The sequence below is a fragment of the Pseudanabaena sp. PCC 6802 genome (assembly GCF_000332175.1).
Lineage (GTDB): Bacteria > Cyanobacteriota > Cyanobacteriia > Pseudanabaenales > Pseudanabaenaceae > PCC-6802.
In genome coordinates this window covers 1,248,872-1,263,359 of the sequence record NZ_KB235914.1, presented here as the reverse complement: position 1 = coordinate 1,263,359, position 14,488 = coordinate 1,248,872, and the positions used below count along the sequence as shown (strand labels likewise).

Here is a 14,488-nt window from a genome sequence, read left to right as displayed (position 1 = left end):
GCTAGAATAGCAGCTATTGCGATGCATAAACTAGATACAGTACAGACCCTTGGTACCAGATATAGCGGCGATAGGTTCCCGTTTTACTCACCCAAATTCTGGTGCTTGGTAGCGGCTTTTGGATAATGCCACCTGGATCGTTAGCCATTTCCCTCGGTTTTACAAGATCGAAGTTTTGCAGTTGGCTTTTGACAATGTCATAGTCAACCACATTCTGCACGATACTCTTGTAATAAAATTCCGGTACCTTAACGCTAATCTTTGCTTGAGGATCGGGCGTATCAGCGATAATCTCGTATCGCAAGTCAGAATAACTTGCGGGTAGTGGCTTGCCTAGCCACTTAGCGATCGCTTCAAGCGGCACTTGCTTGCCCATTTGCCGATCGCTTTGGTAGTTGTAGTTGTCACCAAACTTAACCCCAAATCCACCGCAGCCTGCAACTAGCAAATGCAGGTTCAAAACGATCGCTACAAGTTTATACCTATTTAAATTGTTGTGGTTACGGATGGGGGGTGGGGGCGTTGCCCCCACGAAGGGGTGGAACCCCTTCACCCCGTTCGATCTGTCGTGTTTACTGTTCAAATTGGTATTAGCTGTATTGAGCGACATAACAATCGATCGCTTCCGGCGTGAGTTCCAAAATGCTACTTACCACGAGGTCAGCCCCATGAGATCGCAGCAATTTTGTATATTCCACCGCACGCTCGGCTTGAATGTGGGGCGGGATTGCGCCCACGGCGATCCAGCGGCGATCTGGATCTACGCCCCTAGCCGCGATCGCGGTGTGCATATCCGCAACCGTATCGCCAACGTAAATTCCGATGGGCCGATCGCCTAACAGGGAGATCGCATCTAGTAAGCCCTTCGGATCGGGTTTGCCGGGCGCATCTTCCATCGCGATCAAGACAGCAGAGTAAATCTGCAAGCGTTGCAACACGTAGGTAGCCGATCCGCGCGTCGCGCCGCTAAAAAAACCCCAGGCAATTTGGGCAATTGTGAGGTTTTGAAAATACTCAGGCGTAGCAATTAGGGGTTCGCGGGCAATATAGCCATTCCAGTGTTGCGGATTGTTGGGGTCGCTGCCACGGTACCGACTTTGAAAAAACTGCACGATCTTGTCATAGCTGAGATCTTCACCAGAATTGCCAGGGCTATGCCCAGTTTTGCTAAAATAACGGTTTATTAGTTCCTGCGATGCTTCCCAGTCGTTGTTCCAGATGCCTTCAGCTTTGAGTAAATCTATGTCTTCAGGCGTAGGACGGTAGGTTCCAGCCGTGAAATACTCGACGGTATCGGCAAGGGCACGGCGATAGGAGCCAGCAACATCTCTGATTACACCATCAATATCTAGGACTAATGCAATTTTTGACAGGTCTACCATGATAGAGTATACGATCGCTACTGGATGTATTGTGTTTTTTTACGGAGGTTAAGATTGACCCAGTTTATTCTAAAAATCCTCTGGTTAGAGGAAAATGTTGCTCTTGCTGTCGATCAAGTAGTTGGGAAAGGGCACAGTCCCTTGACCAAGTACTTTTTCTGGCCTCGCGATGATGCTTGGGAACAACTTAAGGCTGAAATGGAATCCAAACCCTGGATTGAGTCGCCAGATCGCATTGAATTGCTTAATAAAGCTACCGAGGTAATTAACTATTGGCAAGAAGAAGGTCGCAAGCGCCCAATGGTCGAAGCTCAAGCTAAGTTTCCCGATGTCATTTTCACTGGTAGCACCTAGATTTACATTTGGGTAGCGATCGAGCAGTAACGAAAATTTGCTGCAACCCCCTCAAGCAAGGAGGTTTCATAGTCAGTTATGCTTATATCGCGATCGCTACCCCTCTCTAAATCAAAATGATGGGATTAGAAGTTATGCCCTATAAGGGGACTGGTGAAATTCGCTTTTGGATGTCACGCCATCAGGGGGGCAAAAGAGTAGAGCGTTCAAAGTCCAAGAGGGCTTTAGCCAGTTCCTCTTGAGTAAAATTTGAGAGTACTGGCAGGCTCTGAAGATTAGCATGGTAATCGAATATTTGAGATTTCAAGTACCGATCGCATTGCGAGAGGCATTTATCAAAAGGGATGCCGAGGTTTGGACTGCTTCTAAACAACAATGGCGGGGATACCTGGGTAAAGAGGTATGGATCGATCCCAGTAGTTCAGATGTGATTTTGGTAATTCGGTGGGAAAGTATAGAGGCGTGGCAGTCAGTGCCTCAAGCTGAAATAGACAGACTAGACAACCTCATGGGAGAGCTAGCATTCCCCGTTCAAGAAAGCCGCGCCCTTCAAGTACGCAAATTTTCACACTGAAGTATAGCCGCAGATAGATCTATCGGGACAAGAGGTGTGAGGGCTGTACCCGTTAGTTGCCCAAGGAATAAGGGTTTCAGGATCTTCTACGCAGGTGTAGCTATATAGTCAGGTAAAGCTAACATTGAAACTATTCATTAAGAAAACCCTGGTTCCTGAAATAAACCCTGTATCCTGAAAATCTGGCAAGTTTAAATATTTAAAGTTTGCCGTATGCTTCTGTGGCAACAGGCTGGCTTCACCATCGCCCAATACCATTGTGGTGAGTTATGCCATTGTGGTGAGTTATGGTTAATGGCATCGTAACTCTTGCCGCGTAATTCCAGAATTTTAGTTAAAGGTATAAGAATACTGTGAGTTTAACTTCATCTTCTGCAACTTCTAACGAGCGATCGGAGTTTTCATCAACTCACTCCGGTATTTACATTGCAATTCACGGGCATTTTTATCAGCCTCCCCGCGAAAATCCTTATCTCAACGCGATCGAGCGTCAAGATAGCGCTGCCCCCTTTCATGACTGGAATCAGCGCATACATTCCGAATGCTATCGTCCGAATGCTTTTGCCCGCATTGTTAGCGAGGAGGGCAAACTCATCAAGATTGTCAACAACTATGAATATCTGAGCTTTAATATCGGTTCGACCTTGCTCTCATGGTTGGAGCAGTACGATCCCGAAGTATATCAGCGCATTATCGAAGCCGATCGCCTCAGTGCCGCTCGTCTCAACGGGCATGGCAATGCGATCGCCCAGGTCTACAACCACATCATCATGCCGCTCGCAAATTGGCGGGATAAACTCACCCAGATTCGTTGGGGCAAAGCAGACTTTAAGGCAAGATTTGGTCGCGATCCTGAAGGTATGTGGTTGGCGGAAACGGCGGTCGATTACGAAACTCTAGAAGCACTGGTACTGGAAGGAATTAAGTTTATCGTGCTGGCACCATCGCAGGCGCAGCGGTGCCGTCCGATGGTAGATCCGTCGCATAACGGGCACGATCGCCACTGGACTGAAGTTGGCGGCAGCCAGATCGATCCCACGCGCCCCTATCGCTGCTACCTGCACGGTATGCGCCATTTAGGAGAATCGGGCTCCCATTCTATCCTGGAAACGCCCTACGTCGATATTTTCTTCTACGATGGACCGATCTCCCGCGATATGGGGTTTGGCGATCTGCTCAGCAGTTCCTATAATTTTGCTAGCCGCCTGAAGCAGGCTGTAAAAGGGGACGGTCGCTCTGCCCAGTTAATTTCCGTGGCAACCGATGGCGAAACGTTCGGACATCACAAGCACTTTACAGAAAAAGCATTAGCCTATGCCTTTACTGAGGAATTCCCGCATCGCGATTGGATAGTCACTAACTTTGCCCACTATCTCAGTTTGAATCCACCGATGTGGGAAGTCGAGCTGAAGCCCGTCACGGCCTGGAGTTGCGCCCATGGCGTAGGACGTTGGGAGGATAATTGCGGCTGTGCTGGTGAGGGTGGCGTATGGCATCAAAACTGGCGGAGACCTTTGAGAGATAGCTTAAACTGGTTGCGCGATCGCCTGATTGACATTTATGCAGAAAAAGCGACCCACTACTTTAACGACCCTTGGGTAGCAAGGGATGCCTATATCCAGGTTCTGAAAGACTCATTGCGCCACAGTACGATTGATAGTCAGGCAAGCCTAGATGAGTTTTTCCTGCGCTATGGACGTAAAGATTCCAGTCCATCTTCAGATCGATCCTCATCTCCATCCTTACAGTGGCAAATTGATGCCTTGCGGCTGCTAGAGATGCAGCGCCACTCCTTACTGATGTTCACCAGTTGCGGTTGGTTCTTTGAGGAAATTTCACGTCCCGAAGGCGTGCAGATTCTGCGTTATGCTGCCCGAGCGATCGAGCTAGCGGAGGCGGTTTCCGGAGTTGTACTCGAACTGGAATTCATCAATCGTTTGGCTCATTGTCCCAGCAATGTCGAGCAATTTGGGAATGGAGCCGAGGTCTATCGTCAACTCGTGATTCCATCTCGGATAAGTTTGGAACAGGTTGCCGCTCACTATGCGATTGGCTCCCTGTTTACCAGCTACTTGCGATCGCAGCAACTTTATTGCTACGCGATCGAGCAGCACGACTATCAACTCCAGCGCATGGGTGCCATGACAGTGGCGATCGGGCAGATTCAGCTTACTTCTGGCATTACGCAGGAATCGCGGGCATATACCTTTGCCGTTCTGCATTTAGGCGGCTATGATTTCCATTGCTGCATTCAGAATTCAGCCAATATAGAAGTCTACGAAGAAATTAAAACCCGCATATTTGCAGCTTTACAAAGTACCAGTGCTGCCAAAGTAGTGCTGAGCATGGCTGAGATTTTTGGTGAAACGTATTTCAGCCTGCAACATTTGTTTGCAGAAGACCGCCACAAACTTTTACATTTACTGTCGCGCGAAACTCTAACCAGACTCGATCAACTCTACGCGCAGGTGTATCGCGATAACTACGGTATTTTGGCATCCTTCCGCCGCGATGGGCTGGAAGTACCGCCAGAACTGCAAGTAGCCGCTGAGATTACGCTCAATCAGAGAATGCTGGCGGAATTAAAGCGCCTGGAAAATGGCGATCGCCTGCCCTTATTGGAATTAGACGCGGTGGCAGCGGAAGCAGAGCAATTAAGCTGCGACCTGAATCGCACTGAGGCAGCAGCTATTTTGGAACGCTTAATTTTGGGACATATATGGCAGCTAGTTTACAGCGATGAGGAGGTAATGGAACACCTACTTCAGATCGATTTAGCGTTAGATGTGGCAGAAAAGTTATATCTGAACCTTAATTTGGACAAATCTCAAGAACTCTACATCAGTTTCCTGTCAGGTCAGATTGCACCTCGCTGCTGGCTATCCGATCGCTCTACGTCGCTGATATCCCACGAGCTAGTAGCCATCTTACCATCGGATTCCATGTCTTCTGAGGAGTTAGAAATACTGTTAGCTCTGGGCGATCGCATGGCGATCGATGTATCTGGATGGCAGCAACGCTACGTTCGGGAACGCAAATCTCTGATTCTTACCCATCACGCATAGCTCTGACTTTACATGAGGGGGGCGATCTATGAGATCGCTTTTACTTCTGATAAATACTCCTGTTCGCTAACTTTGCCTAGCTTGAATTTTTCCTGAAGGGCGGCGATCGCGGGTGCAATCTCTTTTTGTTTGTCGGCGATCGCTTCTTTTAGATCCTCGAAGGTGCGCTTGCCTTCAGCTTTGGCATCGGCGAATAGTTCCTGCAATTTGACATCGTCCATCTCGCAGCCCTCGGCAAAGTATTGATTGGCGAGATTGCCGATCGCCCAGGTCATGCTAAATGCCGTAGAGCCGCTAATGATGCTGCCTGCCACGGGAATGAGGAGGACGACATTGGAAAGAGCAATGCGAGCGGCGGTTGCGCCGACACTACCAAATACTGCCTTTTTAAACTCTGGCGTGTCATGACCTGCCGGATAACCCCAAATCTTGCCGATTTTTTGAATCAATTCGACCTGATCTTTGTAAATCATCAAATGCGTTACGGTAGCAAATCCAGGCGTAGGCATTGCGCCGCCGATCGCGTGCATCACCGACATCAGGCGCACGTTGGTATTTACCGCATCCTCGCGCCGCTCGGGATCGATGATATGCTCTATTTGCTCGGCAATTGAGAATTTCTGCGCTTCTTCCACCAGCGTTACTAGTTTCTTGACCGTAGGCTCTGATAATTCCAACTTAGTTTGGATTGTACTTAAAAGATCGAGTTCGCGATCGCTCACATCGCGATCGACTCGTGCCATCACGTAAGCGGATTGATACAGTTGTTCTTTAATCAAAGGACTGTGAATTTTCCCAAGTAGCTCGTTAATGCTAATGCGCTCATCTAGCAAGCGCTCCACGGTAATTTCTGCTGGTAAATCTAAGGCTTGAATTGCCTCCGCTAGCATCGCCTTTTCCTCAGCCTCAAGTCGGTTGTCAGCGATCGCCATCTGGGTCAATATCATCAAGCTGGCGAGAATCTCTTCGCGATTAATTGCTGAAGACATCAGTGTTGCAGATACCTTGGCATCAAAAATACTTGCCGTTTGCTTCTCTGTTACCGCAAACAAGCGGGTAAATTCTCCCTGTGCCCAATCGCCCTGCTCCGGTTGCCGAACTGAGGCATTCGGAACGAAATCACTTCGCTCGAATCCGGTTTCTGAGTGGGATTGTGTGTAGATATAACGACAATCAACTCGATTCAGGTTCGTAGTAGCATCAATTGCCCATCGATCCAGACACGCACCTGTCATCAAAGCATTCTCAAAATCCGTTCCTATGGCATTTACGAGCGTGAGATTCGCTCGCTCCAAATTCGCACCGCGCAAAGTGGCGTGACGCAAATCTGCCCCTCTCAGATTAGCGCCGCTGAGATCCGCAGCAGTTAAATTAGCCCCTTGCAGGCTCGCTCCTTCAAAATTCTTTTTGCGTCCATTTCCCGTCACTAATAGAGAACAGATTGCAGGCTGGTTCAAAGTCGTACCATCCACCCTTGCCACATCTAATTTTTCGGATTGATGGAAGCGCGTACGAGTGAGAATACTCTGACGCAGGTCGGTGCTATTAAGGCGCGCGTGGGAGAAATCTGCATCGGTGAGATTGCTGTCGCGAAAGCTGCTGCCCCCAAGGTTAACGAGCGTCAGGGCAAGATTGTGAATCCAGGTATCCCCTGCGTAATTGGAGAGAGAGCGCCAAGCTGTAAATATTCCCAATCCCACCGATGCTAAAGGCAACCAGATGGGAGAATTAGCAAAACTCGCACTGGAAGCAGCGGCAACCAGAGCGATCGCTCCCGTTAAGGCACCTGCAAGCGTTCCCGCGATCGTTTCCGCACTGGCAACGAGTATGGCTACCAATTCTGTCAGGAAAATTGCTGCGATTGCAGTCAGGGTAGCAACGGCGATCGCTACCGCCAGGGTGGGCTGCGCTCCCAGGATAGTCGTAGCAACTACTGTCGCTAACACCATGCTTTTTAACAACAGGGCATCTAAGCGATCAAAGCCCTCGCGGATAGCAAAGAGCGCGGCAAAAGCCAGGATAGTTAAGAGGATAGCTACAGATGGTGTAGCGATCGCGCTATGAGAAACCGATGACAGGGCAAAAGCTTCATGGGTGACGAGAATGCTCAGCACCAGTGAAAGTCCGCCAGAAAGTAGCGCCAGAGCAACCAAACCAGAGAGTAGCCCTGCTTGCCAAACATCGCTCAGGCCAGCCTTGGCATAGCTGAAATTTGCGCCTGTAAGGTTAGCACCGCTGAAATCAGCACTGCGAATATCGGCGCGACTAAAGTTTGCGCCCGTTAAGTCCTGTCCCTTAAAAGATCTTCCTCTAAGAGATTGCCCCGCATAGTCCTGTGACATCCTCATCTCCGATCGCGTAGTTCCTTAGGAATTATTGTCGATCCAACTATAGCAATTCCCCTGCCCGTAATACCTGCTCGGCGGTTATTTGTAACGTTGGGAAGACTTGAGAGATTAGGCGATCGCTCCCTCGAAAAACTACTTCCTCATATAAACCATGTACGAGAACTAGAACAGTCACCTGAGCGCGTTCTGGGTCAACAATCCAATACTCAGCAATGCCTCGGGCAGCATACTCCGATCGCTTGTAACGATAGTCTCGATCTTCATTCTCTTTACCCGGCGATACTACCTCCACCACCAGCACGGGCGGTGGCATATCCAAGGTAATCGTGCCGCGACTCGACTGTCGCAAAGCTAAAAGTAGTTCTTCGCTCAGTACCATCAGATCTGGAACGCGGGTAGTGGCTCGCACACCAGCTACTACAATCTCGGTGCCTTTGCATCGGATTAAGCGGCTTGAAACAATCTGCAAAAGCTCTGCGAATAAATTGGAAGCAATCTGGCTATTAAAATCCCATTCAGGCGACATCTCTACGAGTTCCCCATTCACGAGTTCGTAGCATCTATCTTTGCTGTCACTGTAGTTTAGATACTCAGCTAGGGTGAGATGTTGTGTAGTCGTCGTCATTTCACTGGCAGGACTCATTGACTACATGCAATTCTAGCACAAACAACTTTTTCTTGGCCTTTATCACCAGTTGCAGGAACCCCGCGCATAGAGTTGCGCACACAGTTCTTGGGAGATTATAGCCTCGGTGTGAGGAAAGTCGTTGTGGGTCATAGCCGCGATCGCCGTTTTAGGTTGTTGATTCAGCGGACGAAGGTGGTTCGGAGAAGCTAGCAACTGGAGTTTAGACTAAAAAGTGGTAAAAAGCAGCCAGCCATTGCAGACTGACCGCTTGATGATGGAAGCTGAAAAGACTATAAAATCAACAGCTTCATCATGATTAGTTTGGATAAACTTGAGCAATTTCGCAAGTACACGTACGAAATTATAGGGAACGGGAGAGATGCGCTGTTCGACTTGATGGATGCGGTACTGACGAGTCGGAGTGTTTCATCGTTTGTGGAACTTTCGTTAAGCCCATTATTTCGGAGGGAGTGGTCGAGTATCTATGAAGCACTGCAAGATAGTCATCCTCCACGTGAAGACTTGATGAAGCAATACATACAGCAAATGCCGGCAGCAGAGGTGACGATATTGGCGGGCGACCATACAGCCTGGTCGCGTCCCTATGCGGTGACATTACAAGAACGCACCTACGAACATCAACCTCAACCGGGAGTAGGAAGCAAACCTGTTACGGTGGGGCAAGGATACAGCACAATTGCCTGGATTCCAGAGTCAGAAGGGAGTTTTGCCTTACCGTTGCGGCATGAGCGGATCACCAGTTTCGAGAACCCGATTCAGAAAGCCGCTAGTCAGTTACGCTTGGTTTGTGCGGAAATTCCTGGGACTGTGCTTTTCCTGGGGGATGGCGAGTATGGGTGCGCACCATTTTTGCAGCAAACAGCAGACATCCCGTGTATCAAGCTGCTCAGGCTACGCCCCAACCGGGTTCTGTATCATGCCCCAAAGGATTACGAGGGGCATGGGCGACCCCATAAGCATGGAGAGAAATTTAGCCTCAAAGACTCTGACACTTGGTCTATTCCCCAAGCAGACATCACAATTGCAGAGCCTAAACTGGGACGATTGCAAATTCGTCGATGGCCAAACCTGCACTTAAAGCAAGCCGCAGACCATCCCTTTACACTCATTCTGGTCGAACGTCTTGATATGCCTGAATCGAAACCCCTGTGGTTGATTTGGGTCGCTAAAGACGAGCCAATCTTGAGTGAGGTATGGCAAAAATATCTGCGCAGATTTGCCATTGAGCATTGGTATCGCTTGGTGCGTCAACGTCTCCATTGGACAATCCCTCAGCTTTCTACCCCTGCTCAGATGGAGACTTGGTCGGACTTGATGCCTTTACTTACTTGGCAATTGTGGCTCGCTCGTGAACTTGTCCAAGACTCTCCTCTGCCTTGGCAGAAACCGATGACTAAATTGTCTCCTGGTCGAGTTGCAAATGCTTTTGCTTTAGTTTTGGTCAGGATTGGCTCTCCTTCCCCTGACCCTAAACCTCGCGGTAAGTCTCCAGGTTGGCCTCTTGGGAAAAACGAACCCAACGGATTCGTTATCCTACTGTCAAAAAACGCTATGCCAAGCCCCTCAAAAAGCTTCCGCTGCAACTGCTTAGCTCAACTTCTTCCCTTTTATCCTCTCTCTCGCTAGTTTCTATCTAGCGAGATGCTTCTTGTTGCCTTTTAGTCTAAACTCCAGTAGCAAGCATACTCAGGTAAGGAGCAATTTTGACTCTACATGTAAAAACTGTAACGAATTTGTGGCTGGTCATTTTCTCCTAAATACTTCATGATTTCGCCCACCTTTCGTGCACATTGAATAGTGATTGGATATTTCCCATCAAATTGGGTGTTATTCCAATTCATTTTAGTTAGTCCGAGAATTTCTCGGCAGATAACCCCAGGAGACTCATCTGACTCTATAATCCTAATCTCTAATGGTTGAGGAATGTAAAGTCCGGGATAGGTTTTATAGTATTCCACTGCACCCCTTGTATATAAGAAGCCATTTAGGAAGTAAAAGGCGCACCAAAAGCAGGTATAAATACTGATGAAGTCTAGTATAAACCTGAAGAGATGCGCCGATCCTATAATACCGATTTATCCAACCAAGAATGGGAAATTATCGCACCCATGCTACCCAAACCATCAAAATGGGGTAGGCCACCCAAAACAAATATGCGAGAGTTACTGAATGCCATTTTCTATATACTCAAAAATGGTTGTACATGGCAGAATCTACCCCATGACTTTCCGCCTTACTCAACGGTCTATTTCTACTGGCAAAGGTGGGAAAGAACTGGGCTACTGGAGGAGATTAATCGCAAATTGAGCCAACAATTTAGGGAAAAGGTTAGTAAAGAGGCGACCCCAAGCTTGGTGAGTATCGATAGCCAGAGTGTGAAGACAACAGAAAGTGCGGGCAGTCGAGGTTTTGATGGCGGTAAGCAAATCAAGGGCAGAAACGCTTCGCTATGGTTGACACCTTGGGCTTAGTTGTAAAGGTGTTGGTGTGTGCAGCTAACATCGGTGAAAGAGCAGGAGCTAAGCAGTTGTTACAGAATCTCACATCTCCATTACCACGATTAGAGAAAATTCTGGTTGATGCTGGATTCTCTGGTGATGAAATCACACAATGGGTCAACGACAACTTCGGATGGCTTTGGGAAGTTAGCAAACGGGCAGACAATCAGAAAGGTTTTGTAGTGGAGTCAAAGCGTTGGGTGGTAGAGCGAACCTTTGCTTGGTTAGGTAATTGTCGTAGACTAAGCAAGGATTATGAATTTTATGAGCAAATGTCTGAATCGTTTATTTACTTGGCTTTAATCCGCAAAATGCTAAGAAATCTGGCAACTGCGACTTCCTAAATGGGTTCTAAGAGGTGGGTATTCCAATCCATCTCGATATGTGTGCCTCTAAATGGAGGATATATACCACCTCGAAACAATCTAATATCTGTGCGAAGGATAGTCACAAAATCAACCGTATTTACCTGAGACTCTAATGCTGCTTGACGAAACCCTTTTAGCTCATCCGTAAAGTAATTTGAAGATTTATGCATGACCAACCTGCCAGGAGAATTATTCATAGCTACCCGGTACTCTGATAGAGCCGATTGTAGTAACTCATAAGCCTGTTTTTCCATTAAATGTGGCTGTCGGTCTTCTTTATTCAAGTCAACTGGAGTACCTCTCAATATGACCCCATTACCAAGTTCATCAAATATCTGTGCCAAGCTAGTATGCAAAATCTTTCTATCTCTACTTTTGTAGAAACTAACGCCAACAAAGCAGATAGATGGTCTATGTGGATTTGCAATTAGTTTCCAACAGACAGTTTGATTTGCTTTGTAATAAAGTGCAGTACAAAAATTCCATGCTTTTGTTGCATCATCCTGTTGACCTCTGGCATTTGATTCTAAAGATGATTCTCTTACAAGTTGTAATGGTCTACCAAGATGCATGGTTTTTGCCTTTAAAGCTCTCCTAAAGTTAGTTTCTAGATTGTCTTGAGGTTCTTCATCTCTATCAGAATCTTCAAAAGACTCATGGTCTTCTTGAACAATCTTGTCATACAATTGGGTAGGGATAATGCATACAATTACATCAACGGTTCTATTTTGAGCTAGGAACTTAACGTACTTATAATACAGTTCAATAGCAGCATCAACACGTTCGTTCCAACTTGTAATTGCAAGAATCTTCCTAACATCAGAATTGTTTATGTTTCGTGTAATTCCCTCTTCAAACAGCAGATTTGCCTTAAATCCAGAGCTTTGATTAAATCCACAGAACGCAGGAAATAACGTAGGGTGCTTGCTATTAGAGTTAGCTGGAATGAAGTTTGAGCATCTTTCTAGCCAGGCAGATAATTTGGCTAAATTGTCACTCGTGCCAACTGCACCTACAAAAATGCGCTCTCGTCTTGCACTCATTTTTGTATCATAAACATTGAAGTCCGTAATTCCCTTTCTTGGGCAAACATGATTTCCCTGGGCAAATTCAAGGAGAGGCTCGTCAATTAGGTGCAGTTTCATACTTAAATAATGGTAGATCTTGAATATCATTGAAATCCTCTTCTTCTTCTTTCTTTGGAGGATTCCATTCATAGTCATTTAACAAAGGAGAGGAATCAAAGGATAGAAGTTGTCCAAAGGAAAGAAATGGATAGGTGCGTTTAGTAATTTGAAGAGGTTCGCTATTGCCCAGAAAATATGTGATGAAACGAAGATGGTTAAAAACCTGATTATTGTTCTCTCTTTTCTTTAACCAATCAGCTCTATCTTTATTAAAGGAAGATTTTTTGTAGCCATCATAGCTAAAGAACCATTCTGGCTTAATTAGGATATACCAATCCCCCCCAAATCTCTTAAATTGTATTTTGAAAGCAAGATGCTTGCAGTAAGAAGTTTCAAGCGGCTTTTCTTTCTTCATAAATCGCTCATAAACTACTCTATCGGCAGCACGTTCTCCGAACCAATGTTCTTTACGCTCTGATTCTTCTTCGATTTGACCGAATATAAATAATTGCTCTTTATATTGCCACAAAACTTGCTGTTGATATAGTTTTTGTTGTAAGCATCTTCTCAACAAGGATTTGAATGTTTTTTCGTGCTCCTCACCTTTATCAAAGAATTCCTGAGTGTTGATTTCAGTTATTGTTTCTCTATTCACAATTTTTGCTAGAGGTAAATCACTATTGTTAAGATCGTGGAATGTAATAATTCTTCTCTTAAAATACTCCCAATCAACTCCAAACTTCAGCCCTTGTTTTGCAAGTGCTTCTTGAACTATCTCTCGCGGAGCGCTATTTCTTCTTCCTGATGATTTACCTCTATCGGCAGAGGAAAATTGTGGTTGAATAGCTAAATCCGCTGTGTAGAGAGTTTTAGGAAAGGATATTTTGACTAGATTAAGATATGTGGTCTCAGTCTTATGTTCTTCTGGGCTGGGAAGCAGTCTAGTTTTGCCTTCAATATTTGCCTCAAGGATTTCTTTTACTTTTTCTACTTTATCGATCGAGAAATGAGCTACTACTTTTAATAAGTTAGAGGAATCCTGAATATCTTTCTTTGAGTCAAACTTGAATTTCCCTTGAATAATATTCGTAAAAGCTTTACTTGAGTATGATTTTTGCTTTTCTGTTAGGATGTAAACGATCAATCGATCGTACTTTTCATAAAACTTGTATTCCACAAATTTTCGTAAAGAAGATTTCACTTTTTCTATGTCAGATGTTGACGTGACTTGAACGCACACCTTAGCAGTTTCATCACCCAAATCAATTGCTGGGTGATTATCCTTATCAGTGTTCAAGTTTTTAAGTGCCTTAAAGCCGTACACCTCCGCAAACAATGGAATAAGCATCATTTCCGCAACTCGATTGATGTCCGTTTGTCCCATTACTGTTGCACCTTTCACTTGCGTAACAAATACTGACATTAGAGAGTTAATTTTATTACGTGCTTCCAAAAGGTTCATAGAAGTGTAAAGTACAGTACCCGCCAAGAAATAAAGCGAACGGTTTGCATCACCGAACGGCAACAATCTTTACTCCATAATCCATAGCGTAAACCCCCATTTCATTGCATGCGAGCGCTATGCGCTTTGCGGTTCGCGATTTTTCCTAAGATGGTAAATCGTCAAGGGGCTATTTTGTATTTCTGCATCAACTTGTGCAATTAATTCATCAAGTGTAAAGTTCAGCGCGTCAAATTGCTGGCAAACTTCCTGCAACTTAACTACAGTTTTCTGAACTTTTTGAGGATCTGGTATAACAGGTGTAGTCATTACATACTCCAATCATTTCTTGCTTCTCTAACAGTTGCTTCTCCAGCGTCAACAGTAGCCTGGGCTTGCTCCATGGCTTTGGCTAACATCTCCATCATAACCATAGGCGCAGATGGTTGAACCTCAGACACTTTTAACAGAAGAGTAGAAAGCCTTGAATAAGCGGAAATTCCCCTCTCCTTAGTGTTTTGTAGTTGCTCTAACACGTAGACTATTTCCTCAGTTTCACCATAATTATTAAAAATAGATAACTCTATAGATGAAGCTGCATCTATTAACATTGATAGCCTACCCATCAATTCTAAAATTTTGCCAATAGCCTCTTTGGAGATTTCAGCCACAGAATTATGAA

General features: G+C 45.9%; 13 protein-coding genes and 2 pseudogenes. 6 read left to right on the top strand and 9 right to left on the bottom strand.

Features of this window, described 5'->3' with window-relative positions:
* Window positions 1-13 precede the first annotated feature (13 nt).
* Together PSE6802_RS0111100 and PSE6802_RS0111095 are read right to left on the bottom strand one after the other, a co-directional pair.
* The gene (locus PSE6802_RS0111100; RefSeq protein ID WP_019500136.1) at window positions 14-610 is read right to left on the bottom strand and encodes a hypothetical protein; all 597 of its coding nucleotides are present in this window, start codon (window positions 608-610) and stop codon (window positions 14-16) included.
* The gene (locus PSE6802_RS0111095; protein WP_019500135.1) at window positions 591-1,382 is read right to left on the bottom strand and encodes a TIGR01548 family HAD-type hydrolase; all 792 of its coding nucleotides are present in this window, start codon (window positions 1,380-1,382) and stop codon (window positions 591-593) included. Before PSE6802_RS0111095 ends, PSE6802_RS0111100 begins: the two co-directional genes overlap by 20 nt.
* Before the next feature lie 54 nt (window positions 1,383-1,436).
* On the opposite strand from PSE6802_RS0111095, the gene PSE6802_RS0111090 reads away from it, so the two are divergent.
* The 3 genes from PSE6802_RS0111090 (at window position 1,437) to PSE6802_RS0111080 (ending at window position 5,375) form a co-directional block, all read left to right on the top strand.
* On the top strand, window positions 1,437-1,736 hold the full coding sequence (locus tag PSE6802_RS0111090) for a 30S ribosomal protein PSRP-3 (RefSeq protein WP_019500134.1): 300 nt from the start codon (window positions 1,437-1,439) through the stop codon (window positions 1,734-1,736).
* A gap of 280 nt (window positions 1,737-2,016) precedes the next feature.
* Window positions 2,017-2,310 carry a TIGR03792 family protein gene (locus PSE6802_RS0111085; protein WP_019500133.1) on the top strand — a complete coding sequence of 98 codons (294 nt, stop codon included), beginning with the start codon at window positions 2,017-2,019 and terminating at the stop codon, window positions 2,308-2,310.
* Between the two features lie 353 nt (window positions 2,311-2,663).
* The gene (locus PSE6802_RS0111080; RefSeq protein ID WP_019500132.1) at window positions 2,664-5,375 is read left to right on the top strand and encodes a DUF3536 domain-containing protein; all 2,712 of its coding nucleotides are present in this window, start codon (window positions 2,664-2,666) and stop codon (window positions 5,373-5,375) included.
* 26 nt (window positions 5,376-5,401) lie between these two features.
* On the opposite strand, the gene PSE6802_RS30995 is transcribed toward PSE6802_RS0111080, so the two are convergent.
* The gene (locus tag PSE6802_RS30995; protein WP_019500131.1) at window positions 5,402-7,717 is read right to left on the bottom strand and encodes a pentapeptide repeat-containing protein; all 2,316 of its coding nucleotides are present in this window, start codon (window positions 7,715-7,717) and stop codon (window positions 5,402-5,404) included.
* Between the two features lie 46 nt (window positions 7,718-7,763).
* Entirely contained in the window at window positions 7,764-8,366 is a 603-nt protein-coding gene (locus tag PSE6802_RS0111070) for a Uma2 family endonuclease (protein ID WP_019500130.1), read from the bottom strand.
* A 297-nt stretch (window positions 8,367-8,663) separates the two neighbouring features.
* On the opposite strand from PSE6802_RS0111070, the pseudogene PSE6802_RS0111065 reads away from it, so the two are divergent.
* Window positions 8,664-9,963: pseudogene (locus PSE6802_RS0111065) on the top strand (NF041680 family putative transposase).
* 118 nt (window positions 9,964-10,081) lie between these two features.
* Here PSE6802_RS0111065 and PSE6802_RS35795 read toward each other — a convergent pair.
* Window positions 10,082-10,348: pseudogene (locus PSE6802_RS35795) on the bottom strand (hypothetical protein); the annotation flags it as partial.
* Between the two features lie 75 nt (window positions 10,349-10,423).
* Here PSE6802_RS35795 and PSE6802_RS34760 point away from each other — a divergent pair.
* A complete protein-coding gene (locus PSE6802_RS34760; RefSeq protein ID WP_083901689.1) occupies window positions 10,424-10,843 on the top strand; it encodes an IS5 family transposase in 420 nt (139 codons plus the stop codon).
* Window positions 10,822-11,214 (top strand): IS5/IS1182 family transposase, encoded by a 393-nt coding sequence (locus PSE6802_RS34755; RefSeq protein ID WP_019500129.1) that lies wholly within the window; start codon window positions 10,822-10,824, stop codon window positions 11,212-11,214. The genes PSE6802_RS34760 and PSE6802_RS34755 overlap by 22 nt, the downstream gene beginning before the upstream one ends.
* On the opposite strand, the gene PSE6802_RS28575 is transcribed toward PSE6802_RS34755, so the two are convergent.
* Genes PSE6802_RS28575 through PSE6802_RS0111040 form a run of 4 tightly spaced genes read right to left on the bottom strand, consistent with a single transcriptional unit; the run spans window position 11,211 to window position 14,477 of the window.
* Window positions 11,211-12,383: an argonaute/piwi family protein gene (locus PSE6802_RS28575; protein WP_051050569.1), complete on the bottom strand. Its 1,173-nt coding sequence runs from the start codon at window positions 12,381-12,383 to the stop codon at window positions 11,211-11,213. The two genes, PSE6802_RS34755 and PSE6802_RS28575, sit on opposite strands and share 4 nt — an antisense overlap.
* A complete protein-coding gene (locus PSE6802_RS0111050; RefSeq protein WP_156815490.1) occupies window positions 12,364-13,890 on the bottom strand; it encodes an SMEK domain-containing protein in 1,527 nt (508 codons plus the stop codon). The genes PSE6802_RS28575 and PSE6802_RS0111050 overlap by 20 nt, the downstream gene beginning before the upstream one ends.
* Before the next feature lie 54 nt (window positions 13,891-13,944).
* On the bottom strand, window positions 13,945-14,136 hold the full coding sequence (locus tag PSE6802_RS0111045; protein WP_019500127.1) for a hypothetical protein: 192 nt from the start codon (window positions 14,134-14,136) through the stop codon (window positions 13,945-13,947).
* Window positions 14,136-14,477 carry a hypothetical protein gene (locus tag PSE6802_RS0111040; RefSeq protein ID WP_026103230.1) on the bottom strand — a complete coding sequence of 114 codons (342 nt, stop codon included), beginning with the start codon at window positions 14,475-14,477 and terminating at the stop codon, window positions 14,136-14,138. Before PSE6802_RS0111040 ends, PSE6802_RS0111045 begins: the two co-directional genes overlap by 1 nt.
* Between the last annotated feature and the right edge of the window lie 11 nt (window positions 14,478-14,488).